The sequence below is a fragment of the Kitasatospora sp. NPDC127121 genome (genome assembly GCF_042677305.1).
Classification (GTDB): Bacteria; Actinomycetota; Actinomycetes; order Streptomycetales; family Streptomycetaceae; genus Kitasatospora.
This window is the reverse complement of record NZ_JBHXTQ010000052.1, coordinates 19,820-38,908: the sequence shown is the minus strand read 5'-3', so window position 1 is coordinate 38,908 and position 19,089 is coordinate 19,820. Positions and strand designations below refer to the sequence as shown.

General features: G+C 69.8%; 13 protein-coding genes. 8 read left to right on the top strand and 5 right to left on the bottom strand.

Annotated features, from left to right (window positions below; translation table 11 throughout):
* Positions 1–150: 150 nt before the first annotated feature.
* Positions 151–4,608: a polymorphic toxin-type HINT domain-containing protein gene (locus tag ACFVHI_RS24230; RefSeq protein WP_380342599.1), complete on the top strand. Its 4,458-nt coding sequence runs from the start codon at positions 151–153 to the stop codon at positions 4,606–4,608.
* 1,254 nt (positions 4,609–5,862) lie between these two features.
* Here ACFVHI_RS24230 and ACFVHI_RS24225 read toward each other — a convergent pair.
* Positions 5,863–6,261, bottom strand: a complete 399-nt coding sequence (locus ACFVHI_RS24225) for a hypothetical protein (protein WP_380342596.1) — start codon at positions 6,259–6,261, stop codon at positions 5,863–5,865.
* Between the two features lie 97 nt (positions 6,262–6,358).
* Between ACFVHI_RS24225 and ACFVHI_RS24220 the strand changes: the two genes are divergently transcribed.
* The 7 genes from ACFVHI_RS24220 to ACFVHI_RS24190 all read left to right on the top strand — a co-directional run bounded on the left by ACFVHI_RS24220 (position 6,359) and on the right by ACFVHI_RS24190 (position 13,701).
* The gene (locus ACFVHI_RS24220; RefSeq protein ID WP_380342593.1) at positions 6,359–6,994 is read left to right on the top strand and encodes an SMI1/KNR4 family protein; all 636 of its coding nucleotides are present in this window, start codon (positions 6,359–6,361) and stop codon (positions 6,992–6,994) included.
* Positions 6,995–7,037: 43 nt separating this feature from the next.
* Positions 7,038–7,646 carry an HD domain-containing protein gene (locus ACFVHI_RS24215; RefSeq protein ID WP_380342590.1) on the top strand — a complete coding sequence of 203 codons (609 nt, stop codon included), beginning with the start codon at positions 7,038–7,040 and terminating at the stop codon, positions 7,644–7,646.
* Between the two features lie 82 nt (positions 7,647–7,728).
* Complete coding sequence (locus tag ACFVHI_RS24210; RefSeq protein WP_380342587.1) at positions 7,729–8,334, top strand: HIT family protein; 606 nt, start codon at positions 7,729–7,731, stop codon at positions 8,332–8,334.
* 543 nt (positions 8,335–8,877) lie between these two features.
* Entirely contained in the window at positions 8,878–9,525 is a 648-nt protein-coding gene (locus tag ACFVHI_RS24205; protein ID WP_063352637.1) for a hypothetical protein, read from the top strand.
* A 450-nt stretch (positions 9,526–9,975) separates the two neighbouring features.
* Entirely contained in the window at positions 9,976–10,329 is a 354-nt protein-coding gene (locus ACFVHI_RS24200) for a hypothetical protein (protein WP_079136578.1), read from the top strand.
* 38 nt (positions 10,330–10,367) lie between these two features.
* The gene (locus ACFVHI_RS24195; protein WP_380342583.1) at positions 10,368–12,308 is read left to right on the top strand and encodes a tetratricopeptide repeat protein; all 1,941 of its coding nucleotides are present in this window, start codon (positions 10,368–10,370) and stop codon (positions 12,306–12,308) included.
* A complete protein-coding gene (locus ACFVHI_RS24190; RefSeq protein WP_380342580.1) occupies positions 12,301–13,701 on the top strand; it encodes a serine/threonine-protein kinase in 1,401 nt (466 codons plus the stop codon). Before ACFVHI_RS24195 ends, ACFVHI_RS24190 begins: the two co-directional genes overlap by 8 nt.
* A gap of 127 nt (positions 13,702–13,828) precedes the next feature.
* Here the strand turns inward: ACFVHI_RS24190 and ACFVHI_RS24185 are convergent, their stop codons facing one another.
* The 4 genes from ACFVHI_RS24185 to ACFVHI_RS24170 form a co-directional block, all read right to left on the bottom strand.
* Complete coding sequence (locus ACFVHI_RS24185) at positions 13,829–14,032, bottom strand: cold-shock protein (RefSeq protein ID WP_063352633.1); 204 nt, start codon at positions 14,030–14,032, stop codon at positions 13,829–13,831.
* A 184-nt stretch (positions 14,033–14,216) separates the two neighbouring features.
* Positions 14,217–15,923, bottom strand: coding sequence for an ABC transporter family substrate-binding protein (locus ACFVHI_RS24180; RefSeq protein ID WP_208869259.1), 1,707 nt, complete (start codon positions 15,921–15,923; stop codon positions 14,217–14,219).
* A gap of 55 nt (positions 15,924–15,978) precedes the next feature.
* A complete protein-coding gene (locus tag ACFVHI_RS24175) occupies positions 15,979–18,129 on the bottom strand; it encodes an ABC transporter ATP-binding protein (RefSeq protein ID WP_079136577.1) in 2,151 nt (716 codons plus the stop codon).
* On the bottom strand, positions 18,126–19,088 hold the full coding sequence (locus tag ACFVHI_RS24170) for an ABC transporter permease (protein WP_167745915.1): 963 nt from the start codon (positions 19,086–19,088) through the stop codon (positions 18,126–18,128). The genes ACFVHI_RS24175 and ACFVHI_RS24170 overlap by 4 nt, the downstream gene beginning before the upstream one ends.
* Position 19,089 lies beyond the last annotated feature (1 nt).

Genomic DNA, 19,089 nt, shown 5'->3' with positions numbered 1-19,089 from the left:
GCCCTGTCTGCCTCTGCGGGGCGGCGGGTCGTGTCGTGTGCGCGCCGTGCCTCGGCGTGTGGTCGTGAGTGATTTTCAGAGCTGTCGGCGGATCGTCGGCGGTCGTACGGCACTTCGGTGCCCGACAACAGAATGGGATTGCGAATTCCGATGAGGGTGTCATTGACCCCACGGGCCACAAGGTCGCGCCTCGCGGCCGGGCTCGTGGTCGGAGGCCTGCTGACAGGCCTGCTCACCGTCCCCGCTGCGGCGGCGGACATACCGCCGGCGACCGGGCCGAACGCGGACCGGGTCGCGGCGGTAGCCGCTTGGCAGGCCGGCGGGCCCGTCGTGCGCCACGCCGCCGAGACCGCGCTGACCGGCTCCGCCGACGACCTGAAGGCGTTCCTGGCGACCGGTCAGGCCGCAGCGGCCGACCAGGACATGCGGGCGCAGATCGAAACGCTCATCGCGAAGTCCGGCCCCGGACTGCGCGAAGCGGGAACGGCCGCGCTCAAGGGCTCGGCGGCCGATCTGAAAGCCTTCCTCGACGAGGGCGCCCAGAAGAACTTCGATGACGACCAGCGGGTCCGGCTGTCGCAGATCATGGCCACCGGCGGCCCCGGGGTGAAGGACGCCGCCGGCAAGGCGCTGGACGGCACCATCGCCGACGTCAACCGGTTCCTCAACGAGGGTCAGTTCAAGGCCCGCGACGACGACGACCGCGTCCACCTCTCCCAGCTGATGGCCTCCGGCGGTTCGGAGGTGAAGAAGGCCGCCGGCGCCGCGCTGGACGGCTCGATGGACGACGTCCAGCTGTTCCTCCAGTACGGCTACCAGACGGCCGCCGCCCACGACCAGGAGACCCTGACGGTCTCCCAGCTCGCCGACCTGACGAAGAACGCCTCCGACCAGGCCGGGCAGCAGGCCCAGACCGCCCAGGACGCGGCGGGCAAGGCGCTGGACGCCACCAAGCTGGCAAAGGAGGCCTCCGAACGGGCCGCCAACGAGACCAAGGCCGCCCAGGGCTCCGCCGGACAGGCGTCCAACGCCGCCGGCCGCGCCGCGGACGCGGCGACCCGGGCCGCGAACGCCGCCCAGACCGCCTCGAAGGCGGCGAAGGCCGCCAACGAGGCCTCCCGGCAGGCCGCCAACGCCGCGGCCGGTGCCGCGTCGGCCGCGACGAAGGCCGGCAACGCGGCGGCCAGGGCGCTGGCCGCCGCTGCCGGCGCCGCCGGTGACGCTGGCCAGGCGGACACGGCTCGCAATGCCGCCGTCACCGCCCGCAACGCGGCCGTCGACGCCCGCACCGCGGGTGAGGCCAGCGCGTGGGCCGGCCGGGCCGCATCACAGGCCGGACTCGCCGCGCTGGCCGCTGCCGCCTCGGGTGTCAACGCCCAGGCCGCCGCCGACGCCGCCGCAGAGGCCGCCGGCTACTCCGGCGTGGCCAGCGCGGACGCCGCCCGGGCCCGTCAGGCCGCCGCCCGCGCCAGGAGCGCCGCCGCCGAGGCCACCCGCGCGGCGAAGGCCACCGTCGCGATCGCGAACCAGGCCGCCGCAGCAGCCGGCGACGCCCAACGGGCCGCCAACGACGCAGCCGCGCACGCCGAAGCGGCGGCCACGGCAGCCGAGGAGGCGGCCAAGCACGCCGGCGACGCGTCGAACGCGGCCGACGTCGCGAAGTCGGCCGCCGACTCGGCCGACTCCTACGCCAACTCGGCGGCAAACTCCGCCAAGCAGGCCCACAACGTCACCGGCATCGCCCGCGCCAGCGACCAGGAACGCCTCGACGCCCAGCAGGCCGAGGAGATGGGCAAGGCCGACGAGGCCTCCCGCGCCGCCGACCTCAAGGCGAAGACCGCAGCCTGGGAGTCCGGGAAGGCAACCCAGCTCGCCGCCGACACCGAGCAGCTCATCAAGGACGCCACCGCGGCCGGGGCCGATACGAAGACCGCCGTGCTGAAGGGCCGCCAGGCCGCGCTGCGGCTGCTGGACTCCGCCGGCCCGTGGACGAAGGCCGCCGCCCAGAGCGCGCTGGAGGGCGACGACAACGCCGTCCAGGAATTCCTGAGCAGCGGTCTGACGACCGCCCGCGACTACGACGACCGCACCAGCGTCATGGCGATCGCCAAGTCCCCCGGCAAGCTGGAGAAGCGCCTCGCCGCCGAGACCGCGACCGTCGGAACCTCCGACCAGGTCCGGGCGTTCCTGGCCACCGGCCAGTACCCGGGCAAGGACGACGACGACCGCGTCCGGCTGTCCCAGATCATGGCTGCCGGCGGACCGGGTGTGAAGGAAGCCGCCGGCAAGGCCCTCGACGGCACCATCGACGACGTCCGCGCCTTCCTGGCCACCGGCCAGTACAAGGCCCGCGACGACGACAACCGCGTCCTCGTCAGCCAGGCCCTCGCCAACGGCGGCCCTGAGGTCAAGGCAGCCGCCCAGGCCGTCCTGTCAGGCCCGGCCGACCGCCTGGTGCCGTTCCTGCAGTCGGGCCTGTTCACGGCCCAGCAGCGCGACGCGATGACCGCCACCCACGTGGCCACCGTCGCGTCCTACCTCGCCACCATCGACGGTTCCGTCGCCCAGGCCCGCCAGTACGCCGCCCAGGCCGCCCAGTCCTACGCCGACGCCCGCGGCGCCTCCGACGAGGCGAAGAGGTACGCCAACCAGGCCAGCCAGTCCGCCCAGCAGGCCCAGGGCTTCGCCACCCAGGCCGCCCAGTCCGCCCAGTCCGCCCAGGCCTCGGCGGCGCAGGCCGCCCAGTCCGCCAAGCAGGCCCAGGCATCGGCGGCCACCGCCAACACGGCGGCCCGCAACGCCGGCGTCTCCGCGGCCATGGCCACCGGCTACGCCGCCCAGGCAAGCAAGTACGCGGCCGACGCCAAGACCGCCTCCGACCAGGCGAAGGCCTCCGCCGCCGCCGCTGCCAAGAGCAGGGACGAGGCGAAGACGGCAGCCGACGAGGCCCTGGCCGCCGTCTTCACGAAGCAGCAGGACGAAAGCACCGACGGGAAGCTGCAGAACGCAACCGCCTCCGTCGACGACCAGGGCCGGATCTCCTTCATCGACGCCGTTCCTCAGGGTGATCCGAACACGGAGATCGTCAAGGACAACCTGGACCGCTGCGAAGCGGGTGACATGATGCTGTCGGCCTACGGCCATGTGCTGAAACCCCTGGACACCACGGTCTGGCGCAACGATGCGGCAGGAAAGCCGGTCTGTACCGTCACCCTCACGGTCAAGGCCACCGGCACCACCGACTACATCCTGAAGACCTGCCCCGAACCGAACCTCACGATCGCCGCCTGCCGCGGCAAGTACACCGTCTGGAACACGGTCCTCCTCAACAGCTCCCCGCTGGAGGTCCAGTACCCGCAGACCGTCGATGTGACCTACGCCGAGTACGTCAAGAAGTACCGGCCGACGGTGGACACCGGCAAAATCCTGTACGACATGTTCGTCGACGACTTCGTCAAGTGCTACAACGACCCCGACTTCAACAAGTCCTGCGCCCTCGCCGCAGCCAACGCCGCCCCGTTCATCCCCGTCCTGGCCAAGAGCGTCAAGGCCGTCGTCGCGTTCCGCTACGCGCTCACCACCGGCATCGGTATCGAAGACGCCAAACTCGCCGTTCAGGCCTCACTCGACGGCTACAGCAAGGCGGCCCTCGCCAAGGTGACCGCCACCGCCGAAGCCGTCGCCAGGTTCCGCAACACCCTGAAGGACGGCATCGGCACCGACGCGGCGCTTGAGGCTCTGCGGCAGGACCGGAACATCGACCGGGCCTTGGTGCTGCAGGCGGAGGGCGAGGCCAACCTCGCGGCGGCCTTCCGCAAGGCGTGTACAGGCGGCAACAGCTTCCCGGCCGGTACCAACGTCCTCATGGCCGACGGCACAAGTCGGCCGATCGAGCAGATCCGGGCCGGTGACTCGGTGACGGCCACTGACCCGGAAACCGGCACCACCGGTGCGCAGCGTGTCGAAGCCACCATCTACACCCCCGACGATCGTGACTTCACCGACCTCATCTTGGCGGCGAAGGACGGGTCCACCGCAACCATTACCTCAACTGATCACCACCCGTACTGGTCAGAAAACGCGCATGCCTGGCGTGACGCCGTTGCCCTGACAACTGATGACACCGTCCGCACCCCCGAAGGCCAAGCGGTCAGAATCGCTGGAGTCCGACACTGGTCGACGCTTCAGCCTGCCTACAACCTCACGATCAGCAACATCCACACCTACTACGTGCTCGCCGGAAGCACTCCCGTATTGGTGCATAATTCCTTCGGCCTATGCAAGGAGGAGGATGCTTATCGGATTGAAGTCCACGTGACCCCTCGCCATACGACAAATGGCGGGCTGGCCGCAGCAGGCAAGTCGATCTTCAGCGACGGCGAAGACCTCAACGCACTGGCCCGCGGCTCCGATGGACAAGCAGGACTCTTCCAGCCGAACACTGGACGGATCCAATACGTGATTGATGCCGGCAGGGTTATCGGCGTAGACCAGAACGGCATCAAAACGCAGTTCTACACAATCATCAGGACAGCAAGGAGGGAGACTTACGATAACGACTTCCTGGAATTTGGCGATCTCATAACCATGCATCCCGGGCTTCCGTGATGATAGCGTTGCCGGCATAGACATGCGGGCCCAGGTAAGGTGAATTGTGTTCAGAGTAAGAGTACTGGAGCAGGATGGCCGCATCGTAGAGATGTTCGTGCCACCAAGCAGCTTCAACCCGGTAATGAAGGGGGTAGATTCGAAGGAATTCCCAACGCTGGCATCCCTGGACCCGTACGGCGACACGACTCTGAACTATCTCCAGTGCGGATTCCTAATTAGCGAGCTGCATGAAGGCTCTGAATTCATTGCAGCCATGGGTGTCGATGACGGTTCCATCCGAGACCTGATTCGCCTGTGCGAGCTAGCGCGCACTAAGCCTCATAGAAGTCTCGTATTCATCGGCGACTAATTGAAAATCCCGGCGGCTCCCCTGGAAACCAGCTTCCACGGGAGCCGCCGAGGGTTCTACTCGCCTCGATCCTTCGTAAGGGCCCGTCAATTCAGTCGCTTGGCTGCCTCCAGACCGCGACGCCAAGGCCGCGCATGCCGACCGGGGCGGGCTGGCCGACCCCGTAGTGCTGAAGAATGGCACTACGGGTATTCGGATGTTCCAACCGAGCATATCCGCACGCTGCTTGAGGAGGCGGCCTAAGACTTGCGGTCCCGGGCTCGACGAGAACTGCGAGCCGCGCCGGCCCCCGTAGACGACCGCATCCTCCGTAGAACAGTCAACGACCCGTTCGCCCCGCGGCACCTGCCGTGGTGGCAACGGCGCGTCGAAATCTGAAGCAGCCAGGGCCGGACGAGGCCCACCGATCGATCTCGGGCTTATCCGTCCTCCCGGCTGGCCGCGAGGTAGTCAGCCCAGCGGTCCTGGGCGAAGCCGGCCCAGGTATGAGCGTTGCTGGCGGAGAATACGAGAGTGTTTACGGTCTGACTGCGGAACTGCCCATCTCCCAGTGGGAGGGGCACGACCCGCAGTGGCTGTTGGCCGATGAGTTCGAGATCGTTTGGTCGACTGCCCGTCGGCAGCTTCAGTGGCGTCATCCTTCCTGAGCACCTCCGCTGCTACGGGCTCTGATCAGGAAACTGCCATCTTCAGTGCGAGACCGGGCGTCAAGCGTCTCGCCATCCTGACAACGCCCTACTCAAGCGGCATCACCTCTGCCGTGATCGATGAGACACGTCATCAGCACCACCTTCGGGTCTTCCACAACGCCTTGTTACTCCATCAGGAAGTCGCCGGTCAGCCTGTCACCCCGCAGGTCAACGGCCCCGCCCCTGCAAGATCTAATGAGACTGGACAAGAGCTCACACCGAGTCATCCAGGTGATGGAAGGCCCCTTCGAACTCTCCCGAAGCAAGCAGCTCGGTGATCACGGTCACCATCTCCCGGATGCCGGGATCTCGAACGATCAGCCCGTCCGAGCACCAGAAGCTCTGTCCACCTGCCGCTTCTCCTGTCTCCTCCCATCTCTTCATCAACCGGCTGACCTCGGCGACGGTGAAGATCGTTGCGCTCCAGCGTGAGCCGTCGGGGAGGCGGACCTCGGTATCGACGTTGCAGACCTCGTCGAGTGCCTCATCGGGGTTCGGGAGGAAGGAAGCCTCGAAGCCATCGGTTCGGACGCGGTAGTAGGGGCCGTCCCATCCGGCCTCGGATCGCAGTTCCGTGCTCGTGTTGGTCACTTGGGGAGGGTCCCAGCGCATGACGCCGGGCACAACTGGCTTACGGGCAGCTGATCACACTGGTGACATCTCTGCCGGTGAGCAGGTAGTTTGCGGGAGGACAGAGAGAAGAGTTCGCATGGACTCCCGGATCGCCCGCATCCGACGCAAGCTGGCCAAGGCGCCCTATGCCGCGCTGCGAAGCCATTCCTTCGGTGAAGAGAAGCACGGGTTCCGTCTCGAACCCCCGTTGCCGGACGCGAAGGTCGACGAGTTCGAGGCCGATCACCACATCGAACTGCCTGATCCCTACCGGGGCTTCCTGACCACACTGGGCGGGGGCGGAGCATCGCCTTTCTACGGCCTGCTGCCGTTGCAGTCATGTCGGCTGTTCACGATGGACCCGCAAGGTGAGCCCGGCCGCCCTCGGGGGTTCACGTTCGCCGACGGTCCGTCTCACCGAAGTGACCTTTTCCTGCACATCATCGAGGCAGGGTGCACCGACCTGGTGCTTCTCGGTATCACCGGTACCCTGGCCAGCCGCGTCGTCACCGGAAACGCCGACGGCTTCTGGGGCCCCAACGTCTCATCGGCCACCGACTTCCTGGCCTGGTACGAACGCTGGCTCGACCACATGCTCGACGGCCGAGACAACCGTGACCTGGAACTGACCTCGCCCGCCCTGCGAGCGCCTCTCGACCGGGCCCTGAGGAAGCGCTGCGACCGAGAGGATCTGTCACGCAACCGAGAGTCCGGAGTCATGTCATCCGATTGAGAACGAGCCGGAGTCGCCGGCCGCCCCGCCGGTCCACCTCCGCATGGGCGGAGCGGACCTACTGGCCGATCCGTGGTATCCGGCACAGGCGAGCTGGATTCATGACGAGTGGATTCCTCACCAGGTGGCGAGCCACTGGTCGTTGCCGCAGATCCTCACCGGGCTGGGGCGGCCGTCAGTCGAGCGGCCGTGGAAGTCCGTGGCGCACCAGCTCGCGCAGATCCTCGGCGGCCACCACGGGGTGTTCGGTGAGGCGCTGTCCCCCGCTGCGATGGCCGATCCGCTGAAGGTGCTGCGCGGGCTGGGCGCGGACGGCTGGGCCGAGCAGCGGGAGGAGCCCGTCCGGGCGGTGTTCGGGATCTGTGGATCGCCGACGGCGCCGGAGCGGCTGCTGCCCGCGGGTGCGGCGGTGGTGACCGGAGTGGTGGTGCCGGCGTGGAAGCCGATCGGATCGACTGCTGCGGACGGCGCTGTGGAAGCGTGCGCCGTCCCCATGCCCGCCCCGAGCGCGGCCACCGAAGACGTCGCGACGGCCAAGGCTTTGAATTTCGCCTGCACGCGAAGAACACTTCCCGATTCCGGGGCCTCGCGATTCAAGCGACCCCCTGAACCACAGTATCGGGCCCGCCTGCCCGAGGCTGCGACGAAGTGACAAGTAGACAGCGGCGCTCCGCCCACGCTCGCGGTTTCCCTCTCGCCGGCGCGCACGGGACGCAGGCCGGACGCGCTGTCCGGTGCGCATCTCGGGCGCCGCGGCGGCATGTCTCGAAGTGATGGAATATCAGTCGTCCTGGCCGCCCGCCGACCGGCGCCTCTACGCCCCGCCGAGCAGCCAAGTGACCTGGTATCTATGGGACATGAAAGATTGGAAAGAAGATCGGATCGCTGCGGCCGAGCGTGCTGAGAACCCCACGGTGCTGGCCCGGATGCGGACCGGCTGGGCTGTGATCGGCGACACGCAGCACCTTCCCGGGTACTGCCTGCTGCTGTACGCGGGCACTGCGAACCACCTGACGGATCTGCCCCGGGACGAGCGGTCCCGCTTCCTGCTCGACCTTTCTCTCCTGGGGGAGGCTGTCGAGGCTTCGTGTGGCAGGCGGGACCAGGCCTTCCGTCGGCTGAACTACGAGGTGCTCGGGAACTCGTGGGAGCACCTCCACGGTCACATTCACCCGCGCTACGAGTGGGAGCCGCCGCGCCTTCTCCACAGCCCGGTGTGGTGTTACGGAGATGAGCGGACTGCCCCGAAACACCGTTTGGGTCCGCAGCATGAGGAACTGCGTGCGGAGATCGCCCACGCCTTGACGGGCATTCTTTCCGAGGCCTACGAGCAGGCGTAGCCCAAGCAGGCCGAATGGCCGGGGACAAGTCCGCCGCCGAGACTCTGATCCGCACGGTTCGGCCGAGCACTGCCGGCTGAACGCCGACCCATGAGGAGCCGGCACGACTCTGAGACTGGGATCGCCTGACACGGAGTGGGACAACCGGAGGTGTGCAGGTCAGGGCCTCGCCGGCTGACACCGGGGCCGACGAGGTGTAGCGGCGAGTGCGCGAGCACGCCCGTCCCGCCCGGCCGGTAGCCGCGCTGACCGGCGAGGACGGGGAGCTCCTCAACACCTGGTGCGACCGGTTCGGAAAGGCTGCCTGATGACACGCCCACGACCAGCGGCGTCGACCCGGCCCGCACCGCCCTGCGCGCGGCTCGCCCCACCGCCTGCACGAACGGCGACGCCACAGGCTGCGTGCACGGCCAACCTTCTTTTTGTACGGGGGAGTTGGGAGTTGTGAGTGTGCGGTGGAGGCGATCGGGGCATGATCTGACAAATGCATGCCAGGTGTCGGCGGTGTGACCGCCTGGCGCCTCCCCTCCCCGAGGAGTCCTCTTGGCGAACACCTTCCTGCGGCGGCTGTCCTTACCCGCCGCGCTCGCCGTCCTGACCGTGGCGGCTTCGGCCTTCGGCGCCGGCACGGCCCACGCGGCCGAACCGGGCGGCCCGTGCGACCCCCGCGTGGACCGGTACGGGCTGTACGAGGTCTCGACCGCCGTCGTCGACCCGGTGCTCACGCACTGGAAGGGCATCACCATCGCCCCCGGCACCACCGGCTCCATCGAGACCACCGTGACCGAGGTCCAGAACGTCAGCACCACGTTCAACGCCTCGACCGAGATCAACTCGGAGGTGGGCGCGTTCTTCGCCAAGGTCTCCATCAAGGTCGGGTTCTCCGTCCAGAACACCAAGTCCAGCACCAGCACGTGGTCCCAGAAGGTCACACTGAACTTCTCCCGCCCCGGCGACTACGCGGTGTTCAAGGGCACAAACCGCGTCCAGGGCAAAGCCGACGCGTACGTCTGCCTCCCCCGCTACCCCCCGAGCAGCGACCCCGGCGACGGGTACTGGGCCTACGCCTTCGGCTCCCACCCCACCTACAGCACCTTCGACGCCGAGATCGAGGGCACCGTCTCCTGCGACACGCCGGTCTCCCCCGGCACCGTCCAGGAGCTCGCACGCAACAAGCTCGTCTGCCACTGAGCGCCCCGGGGCCGGCCACACCCCCGGCCGGCCCCGGGCTGCGGCGGCGCGCGTGATCGCGAGGTCGGCCATGCGGTGCAGGACGACGGAACACTCGGAGGCCGGCCGGCGGCTGGAACCCGCCTCCGCCCAGCCCCGTGAATCCGATGGGGCAACTGCCGTTGTGCACGAGCACTGGTGTGCTGCCCGCCAGTACGTAGCAGGCGTGGACGGTTTCGACGGGTGATGTCGTACGCGGGCTGGGAGGTCTTCCCGCCCGCCTGCTGCCCAAGCTCGATGCCCGCCGCCGTCGCCTGCTGCGCCGATCCCATGGCGATCTTCTGACGGTCAGTCATAACGTTTTGGTCGCAAGGGGAACAGGGCGCGCCCTGCTGCCGTCCTATAAGGATGCGGAGCACTCGCGTCGGTTCGATCCTAGGGGGAATCGCTGTGGTGGAATCCTGGTTTGCGGTGGAAGCAGGAGGCCCCGATGCTGTCCTCGACCTGCGCGACTGGCTGGCCGACGAGCCGGCGTTCCGCGGCCGGGTTCGCGTCGCGGCGGCGACGCCCGGTCCGGGCGAGCTCGGGTCCTGGTCCGACACCCTCGTCGTGGCGTTGGGGGCGGGCGGCACGCTCACCACTCTCGCCGCCTCGCTCAAGGTGTACCTGAGCCAGCCCCGCACCAGCAGCATCAAGCTCAAGACCGTGAATCCGGACGGTACCCGCACCGAGGTGACGGCCGAGCACGTCGCGCGTGCCGATGTGGAGTCGGTGCTCAAGGCCGCCCTGCACTCCGGCCGGCGGACCGACGACGTCTCGGACTGACCGTGTTCCGGCTTCCCGACGCCTCTCGCTCGTGGGCCGTGCTGATCGGCACCGCGCACTACTCGCACCAGGGCGGGCCTGCGGACGTACCGTCGATCACGAACAACGTGCTGGACTTCCGGGATGTCCTGATCGAAGGACAACCGGGCGCGTTCGCACCCGAGCGCAGCATCACCGTGCTGGACCCGCGACAGCCGAGGGACCTCGGGCTGCCGCTGCTGAACGCGGCGGCAGCCGCCGAGGACGTGCTCCTGGTCTACTACTCCGGCCACGGCCTGATCGGGTCCAAGAAGGGGGAGCTCTACCTCGCACTCACCGAGACCGACCAGAGCATGCCGTCCCTGACGGCCTGCCCGCTCGATGTCATCCGGGAAGCCTTCCAGGCCAGTCCGGCACGCGTGCGGGTACTCATCCTCGACTGCTGCTTCTCCGGCCGCGCGGTCGCGGGCGGGCTGTCCGGGGGCACCCCGCCGGTGGCCGAACAGTTGGAGATCGCCGGCGCGTACACGCTGGTCTCGTCGCCGCCCAACTCGCCCTCCCGCTTCGAGGAGGGCAAACGGCACACCGCCTTCACCGGCGAGTTGCTGCGCGCGCTGCGCAACGGGGTCGACGACGCCGGTCCCGAGGGAGTGTCGCTGGGCGCGCTCTTTCCCCACCTGAGACTCGCGCTGCGCTCGCGGGGGTGGCCGGAACCGGAGCAGTGCGGCACCGACACCGCCGCCAATCTGATCCTCAGCCGCCCGCGGACCAGACGCCCCACTCGGGTGGGCCCGGGCGAAGCCGCCGACAGCCGCCGCGGACCGGTCACGGAAGGCCAAGGGCCGGTCACCGAAAGGCAGCGCTTCCAATCCCTCGTGCAGGCCGGGCGGCGACTCGGCCAGGGCGGCCACGCGCGGTCCGCCGCCTCGGAGCTGGGCAACGTCCTCGACGAGATGACACAGATCCTGGGCTCCGACGATCCGGACACCCTGGCCGGGCGAATCGAGTACGCCCAGTGGCTGGGCGCCGCCGGCCAGGTCCGCGAGGCGCTGGACCTGTCCACGGCGGCGGTGGGCGCGTTGACCCGGGTGCTCGGCGTCGACAACCGGGTGACGCTCGTCGGCCGTGCCCAGCTCGCCCACTGGACCGGGGAGGCCGGGCAGCCGGTGGAGGCGGCGCGCCTCACCGGCGAGGTGGTCACCGATCTGGTCCGCGCCCTCGGCCCGGACGACCGCGAGACACTACTGGGCCGGGGCCGGCTGGCCCACTGGATAGGGGTCTCCGGCGACACCGGCTCCGCCGCTCGGCTCACCGACCTCCTGGTGACGGACCTGCACCGGGTCTTCGGAGCGGAGGATCGCGACACGCTGGTCGGGCGGATCAACCAAGCCCAGTGGACGGGACGGACCGGCCAGACCCGGCAGGCCGTCCGCCTGCTCGACTCCCTCGTCCCCGACCTCTACTGGCTGCTCGGCGCCGACGACCTGCACACACTGATCGGCCGGGCCCGGCTCGGCCAGTGGACCGGCCTGTCGGGTTCGCCCAAGGGCGCCCGCGGGCTGTTCGCGGCGGTGGTGCCGGACCTGAGCCGGGTCGCCGGGCGGGACGCCCGCGAGACGCTCCTCGCACGCAGCCAGCACGCACACTGGACCGGCGAGGCCGGCGACCCGCGCACGGCGATCGCCCTCTTCCGGCAGCTGCTCGACGACCTGGACTGGATCCTGGGAGAACAGGACGAGGTGGCCCTGGTGAACCGCGCCCGGCTCGCCCACTGGACCGGTGCGGACGGAGACGTCCGCACCGCGCTGCGCATCTTCCACGAGGTGCTGCCGGACCTGCGCCGGACGCTCGGCCCCGACCACCCCGAGGTCCGTGCGAACGAGGCCCTGCTGGCCCGCTGGCGCCGCCGGGCGGACCGGCGGCTCAGGTCGGAGATCCTCTTCGGTCGCGGACACCGGAGCACCGACCGACGCGGTTTCGGGAAGTGGAGCGATGGCTGAACCCGACGACCGGACCGGCATGCCCGACGGGCTGGCGCCGCTCTCCTCCAGGGACCGCCGGGAGCTGGGTGCCTACCGGCTGCTGGGCCGCCTCGGTGCGGGCGGCATGGGGATCGTGTACCTCGCGCGCTCGGCCACGGGCCGGGCCGCGGCCGTCAAAGTCCTGCGCCCGGAACTGCTGAGCGAGCCGGAGGCGCAAGAACGCTTCCGGCGCGAGATCGCCGTGGTGTCACGGATCCCCGAAGACTTCACGGCGCCGCTCCTGGACGCGGAGGCCGACGAGAACGGCGTCTGGATGGCCACGGCCTTCATCCCGGGGCTCTCCCTCCAGCAGAGCGTCAACGCCTTCGGCCCGTTCCCGGCCGACTCGCTGTACGCGCTGTGGTACGGCCTCCTCAGGGCCCTGCACTCCGTGCACGAGGCCGGCGTGGTGCACCGGGATCTCAAACCGTCGAACGTCCTGCTCACCGCGCAGGGCCCGCGACTCATCGACTTCGGGGTCTCGATCACGGCCGACTCGACCAGGCAGACATCGACCGGAGTGATCATCGGAACCCCGGGCTACCTGGCCCCGGAACAGGTCACGGGACGGCCCGTGCGGCCCGAGACCGACGTCTTCGCCCTCGGAATCGTGATGGCCTTCGCAGCGACCGGATCGTCGCCCTTCGACGGGGACAACCTCGTCAACGTGATCTACAACGTGCTCCACGGCGAGCCCCGGCTGTCCTCGCTGCCCGCGGACCTCGACGGCTGGGTCCGTACCTGCCTGAGCAAGGACCCCGCCCACCGGCCAACAGCCGAGGGCCTGCTCAGATCGCTCTCCGACCGCCGAATCACCACCGCGCAGCGGCAGCTCGCCCGCGGAGACTGGCTACCCGACGCCATCTCCCGCGCCACGCTGCGGCGCGCACAGCTCGTCCTCGACCTCGACCGCCCGTACCAGCTCTCACCGGACCGGGCCCTGGAACCGCCGCCGAATCTCGCCACGGCCGAGACACTCCTGCGACCCGCTCCAGGAGGGCCGACCGTACGACTCCGACCACTCGGCATGCCGACCGGGGCGGTCCTGCCCCTGCCGCCTCGGGACACGACGACCGTGCGCCTCGGCACACGCGGGTACCCGCAGCCCGCACCGCGACCCGAGCAGCCGCCCGCGTTGCCGGACCCCCCACTGAACCCCCCACCGAACCCCCCACCGATTCCCCCCTCTGCCTACCTGCCCGCATTGCTGCCATCGCCGCCCGCAGAGCCGCCGGGTGGACCAGGCTCAGCCCCCGAGGTCCTGCTGCGCACCTTCGCCTCCCCCATGGAGGCCGAACTTCCGCCGCCTCCCCGCACCGGCCTGCGCCGCCGCTGGTTCCGCCGCCTGTCTGCCTGGCGCGCCCGAGGATGACCGCCCGTCCCGTCCCGCTCGACATCCCGGTCGACGTCCATGCCGACAGCCCATGAACCGGCACGACCAGGTCTGAGCATGACGAACGCCCCGTACCAGAGCGGTACGGGGCGTCGCGCTGCGAACGTCAGGCGGGGCGGATGTGCTCGGCCTGGGGGCCCTTCTGGCCCTGGGTGACGTCGAAGGTCACCTTCTGGCCCTCCTGGAGCTCACGGAAGCCCTGCGAGTCGATGTTGGAGTAGTGGGCGAAGACGTCCGGGCCGCCGCCGTCCTGCTCGATGAAACCGAAGCCCTTCTCGGCGTTGAACCACTTCACGATGCCGGTGGCCATGTGCTGCTCCCTGGTCGGGGACGGGATACGCGCTGGTGCGTACCCCTGGGGTTGAGGTGATCGCCCTGGTCCTCCGACTGCCGATGCTGCGGTACTTCGGATCCACGACTGCTGACTCAAACGATACCCACGACAGCAAGGATCATGCAGCCGCTCGGCCCGCGAGATCGCCGGGGCAGTGGTGCTACTTCTGCCAGCCGATGGTCTCGGGCAGCGGGCTGTAGAAGATGGTGGCACCGACGTTGGCGAGGCCCTTCCTGATGCCGTAGGTGGAGGGGCCGCTGTAGAGCGGCAGGAAGGCGTACTGCTGGAGGGCCTTCTGCTCGACCTTGTTGACGGCCGCGATCTGCTGGCCGAGGTCGGCGATCTCGCCGGTGGCGCGGATCTCCTTGTCCAGCTCGGGAGTGCCGGTTCCGGTGATGTTGGAGTCGCGGTCCGAGCAGTAGAAGTCGCACAGGTAACGCGCGCCGAAGGGGTCCGTCGAGCGGTTGCCGGAGATGAACAGGTCGAAGCGGCGGTCGCTGAGCACCTTGGAGAAGTCGTTCTCGGAGACCTTGTTGACGTTCACCTTCACGCCGACGGCCTTGAGCATCGCGGTGAACGCTCCGGCGGTGGCCTTCTCGATGGGGTCGTCGCCGAGCAGGGTGTAGCCGAGTTCGAGTTGCTTGCCGTCCTTGGCGCGGATGCCGTCGGCTCCGGGCTTCCAGCCGGCCGCGTCCAGGGTCTTCCGCGCCTCCTGCGGGTCGTACTTCAGGACAGCGGCGACGTTGTCCTGGTAGCCCTGCTGGAAGCTGTAGAGCACCGCCGAGCCAGGCAGCGGCTCCGTGTAGTCGAGGCCCTGGAACCGGATCTTCGTTATCTGCGGACGGTCGATGCTCTCCTGCACCGCCTTGCGGACCTGGACGTCGCCGAGGAACGGGGACTTGGCGTTGAGGTACAGCGCGTACTCGAAGGGGCTGCCGCCGCTGCGGATCTCGGCGTCCTTGACCGTCTTCACCTGCTTGAGGTTCTCTGCGGTCCCGACGGGGGCGTAGTCGAGTTCGCCGTTCTTGAAGGCGTTGATCGAGGCGGCGCTCTCCAGGTTGACGTAGACGCGCTTGTCGAGCTTGCCCGGCCGGCCCCACCAGTTGGGGTTGCGCACGAAGGTGATGTTGCCGGAGTGGTCGTCCCAGGTGCCCACGGTGTACGGTCCGGTGCCCCATTCGGGGTGGGCCGTCTTGACGTACGCCTTGTTGAAGTTGTCGACGGTGGCGGCCTGGGGGTGCAGGAAGGTGGTGAACAGCGCGGACCAGGAGGCGTTGACGCCCTTGAAGGCGATGACCGCCTGCTTGTCGTCGGCGCCCCGGGTGACGGAGGTGATGCGGTCGTAGCCGTCGGTGGAGGAGGCCGCGTAGTCCTTGTCCGAGCCGTTGTCGGCCTTCCAGGTGGCCTCGATGGCCCGCCAGTCGATGGGGGTGCCGTCGTTGAAGACGGCCTTGGGGTTGAGGGTGATGACGACCTTCTGGTCGCCGCCCTCGACGGAGACCTTCACGTCGCTGTAGTAGTCCGGGTTGTACTGGACCTCGCCGGTTGGCGAGTAGGTGATGGCGCGGGCATTGTACCAGGCCCAGATCCGCGAGGCGTTCAGGGTGCCGTTGACGTTGAAGGGGTTGCCCTGCTCGTCGAAGGTGCCCGCGGTGGTGTAGGTGCCGCCGTCCCTGATGTTCTCGTACGGCTGGGGGTTGTAGTCGGTGACCGAGGACGCGGCCTTGGCGGCGTTCGTGGCGTTCGTGGCGTTCGGCCCGGAGGATCCGCCGGAGGGTCCGCCGGCGGGGGACGAGGAGGAGCACGCGGTGGCGGCGACCGCGACGGCCGCGGCGAGCGCGAGGGGCAGGGCGAGCTTCCGGCGCATGGGATGTCCTTGGTTGGAATCGGTGAGAAGGGGGCGGGGCGGGGCAGGGCGGGTGTCAGACCGCGTGGCAGGCGTACTGGTGGTCGGAGCCGTCCGGGGCGCCGACGGTCGCCGGCCGCTCGGTGCGGCAGCGGGTCCGTACGCTCTCGTCGGCCTCCCGGTACAGCGGGCAGCGGTCGACGAACACACAGCCCTCCGGCAGCCGGGTGGCACTGGGCTGCTCGCCCGCGAGGACGATGCGCTCGCGGTGGCGCTCGCGCTCCGGGTCGGGCACCGGGATCGCCGACAGCAGGGCCTGGGTGTACGGGTGCCGGGGCCGGGCGAAGATCTCCTCGGTGGCACCGGACTCGACGATGTGTCCGAGGTACATCACCGCGATGCGGTCGGAGACGTAGCGCACCACGGCCAGGTCGTGGGCCACCAGCAGGTACGCCAGGCCCAGTTCGCGCTTCAGCCGGGCGAGCAGGTTGATGATCTCGGCCTGCACGGAGACGTCCAGCGCGGACAGCGGCTCGTCCAGGGCCAGGATCTTCGGCTCGCGGGCCAGGGCCCGGGCGATGCCGACGCGCTGGCGCTGGCCGCCGGACAGGGCGGCGGGGAAGCGGTCGCCCATGGTGCGGTCCAGGCCCACCAGGTCCAGGAGACGGGTGACCCGGGACCGGATGGCCGTCCGGTCGGCACCGGCGGCCTGGAGCGGTTCGGCCAGCAGGTCGAAGACGGTCAGGCGGGGGTCCAGGGCGTCCGTCGGGTCCTGGAGGACGATCTGGACGTCGCGCCGCAGCTCGCGCACCTGGGCCGCCGACCGCAGCGTGGCGACGTCGGTGCCGGCCACTTCGATGCGGCCGCCCTCGGGGGCGCGCAGCCGCAGCACCTCGCGCAGCGTGGTGGTCTTGCCGCTGCCGGACTCCCCCACCAGGCCCAGGGTCTCGCCCGCGCGCAGTTCGAAGCTGACGTGGTTGACCGCGTGCAGGGTTCCCACCCGGCGCTTGAGGAGGGCCCCCTTGGTGACGGGGAAGGTCTTGACCAGGTCCTCCACGCGCAGGACCACCTCGCCCGCGGTCCGCTCTCCGGCGCGGGCCGGCGGCACGGCAGCGGCGCGCCCGGCCGGGTCGAGGGTTCCGTCGGCGATCTCCTGCGCACGGTGGCAGGCGACGTGTCCGACGTGTCCGACGTGTCCGTGCTGCCCGCCCGGTGCGGTCAAGGCCGGTGCGGTCAGGGCCGGTTCGGTCAGGGCCGGTTCGGTGGTCCGGCACACGTCCAGGGCCACCGCGCAGCGGGGCGCGAAGGGGCAGCCGCCGGGCAGGCCGACCAGGGAGGGCGGCTCGCCGCCGACCGGGATCAGGGGCCGTTCGACGCCGCTGTCCACGGTGGGGATGCTGGCCAGCAGCCGGGCGGTGTAGGGCATCGTGGGACGGCGGAAGAGCTCGTCGACGCTCGCGTGCTCGACGATCCGTCCGGCGTACATGACGGCGACGTCGTCGGCGTGGCCCGCCACCACGCCCAGGTCGTGGGTGATCAGGACGAGGCCGGCGCCGGTCTCGCGCTGGGCCAGGCGCAGCACGTCGAGGATCTGCGCCTGGACGGTGACGTCGAGCGCCGTGGTGGGCTCGTCGGCGACGAGGACCGAGGGCTTGTTGGCGATGGCCAGGGCGATGACGACACGTTGGCGCATGCCGCCGGAGAACTCGTGCGGGAACGACTTGGCGCGTTCGCGCGGGTCGGGGATGCCGACCAGGTCGAGCAGTTCCACCGCCTGCTCCCACGCGTCCTTCTTCGACAGTTCCCGGTGCACGCGCAGGGCCTGGGAGAGCAGCCGGCCGACGCTGAAGATGGGCGTGAGCGCGGACATCGGGTCCTGGAAGACCATGCCGATGTCCTTGCCGCGCACCCGGGAGAGGCCCTTGTCGTCCATCGCCGCCAGGTCGCGGCCGCCCAGCAGGATCCGGCCGCCGAGGCGCGCGGTGGGCGGCAGCAGGCCCATGACGGCGAGGGCGGTGGCGGACTTGCCCGAGCCGGACTCGCCGACGATGCCCAGGGTGCGCCCGGGCAGCAGATCGAAGCCGATGCCGCGCACGGCCTCCACCGGTCCGGCCTCGGAGGGGAAGGAGACGCTCAGGTCGCGTACGGACAGGACGGGTGCGGGCTCGGTGGGCCCGGCCGGGGAGCCGGCCACGGGCCCGGTGCGGCGGTCGGGTGCGAGGGTCATCGTCGGCCTCCTGCCGCGGCGGTGGTGGACGTGGGGTCGAGGGCGTCGCGCAGGCCGTCGCCGACGAAGGTCATCGAGACGGTGAGCAGGACGGTCAGCCCGGCGGGGAAGGCGAAGAGCCAGGGGGCGCTGGTGATGGTGCCCGCGCCGTCGGCGAGCATCGTGCCCAGCGACACGTCCGGGGTCTGCACGCCGAAGCCCAGGAAGGACAGCGCGGTCTCGCTGAGCACGGTGGAGACCACGCCCAGGGTGAGGTTGACGATGAGCAGGGAGCCCAGGTTCGGGATGATGTGGCGCACCACGATGCGCAGGGGGCGCACGCCCATGAACTCCGCGGCGCGCACGTAGTCGCGCTCGCGCAGGGACGTCGACACCGACCAGACCACGCGCGCGGTGGACATCCAGCCGAACACCGTCAGCACGAGGATGAGGACCCGCCAGTCGCCCGCCAGCCGGTGCGAGACCAGGGCGAGGATGAGGAAGGAGGGCACGATCAGCAGGAAGTGGACGACGGCGAGGGTGGCCTTCTCCACCCGGCCCCCGAAGTAGGCCGCGCCCGCGCCCACGACCGCGGCGATGGCGACGGTCAGCACGGACACGCTCACCGCGATCACCAGCGAGCGCTGGAGGCCGTGCACGGCGGCGGCGTAGACGTCGTTGCCGCCCTGGTTGGTGCCGAACCAGTGCTCGGCGCCGGGGGCCTGGGTCAGTGCCGAGAAGTCGGCGTCCGCGTAGCCGTACGGGGTGAACAGGTCGCCGAGCGCGCTGAACAGCACGAGCAGCAGGAAGATCACCACGCCGGCGACGGCGATCCGGTTGCGCAGGAAGCGCCGCAGGTAGAGACGGCGCCGGCCCAGGTAGTGCCCGTCGTGCCCGGTGGGCGGCGGATCGGTGGCTCGCGCGGGTGCGGTGGCGAGTACGTCTTCGGAGGTCGCGTCGGGACTCACAGGGGTGCCCATC

Excerpts from the sequence above, each read along its gene's own strand:
- ACFVHI_RS24230 (WP_380342599.1), top strand. The coding sequence starts at position 151 with ATGAGGGTGTCATTGACCCCACGGGCCACAAGGTCGCGCCTCGCGGCC.
- ACFVHI_RS24190 (WP_380342580.1), top strand. The coding sequence starts at position 12,301 with ATGGCTGAACCCGACGACCGGACCGGCATGCCCGACGGGCTGGCGCCG.
- ACFVHI_RS24220 (WP_380342593.1), top strand. The coding sequence starts at position 6,359 with ATGGACTCCCGGATCGCCCGCATCCGACGCAAGCTGGCCAAGGCGCCC.
- ACFVHI_RS24225 (WP_380342596.1), bottom strand. The coding sequence starts at position 6,261 with ATGCGCTGGGACCCTCCCCAAGTGACCAACACGAGCACGGAACTGCGA.
- ACFVHI_RS24180 (WP_208869259.1), bottom strand. The coding sequence starts at position 15,923 with ATGCGCCGGAAGCTCGCCCTGCCCCTCGCGCTCGCCGCGGCCGTCGCG.
- ACFVHI_RS24170 (WP_167745915.1), bottom strand. The coding sequence starts at position 19,088 with ATGGGCACCCCTGTGAGTCCCGACGCGACCTCCGAAGACGTACTCGCC.
- ACFVHI_RS24185 (WP_063352633.1), bottom strand. The coding sequence starts at position 14,032 with ATGGCCACCGGCATCGTGAAGTGGTTCAACGCCGAGAAGGGCTTCGGT.
- ACFVHI_RS24215 (WP_380342590.1), top strand. The coding sequence starts at position 7,038 with ATGGGCGGAGCGGACCTACTGGCCGATCCGTGGTATCCGGCACAGGCG.
- ACFVHI_RS24175 (WP_079136577.1), bottom strand. The coding sequence starts at position 18,129 with ATGACCCTCGCACCCGACCGCCGCACCGGGCCCGTGGCCGGCTCCCCG.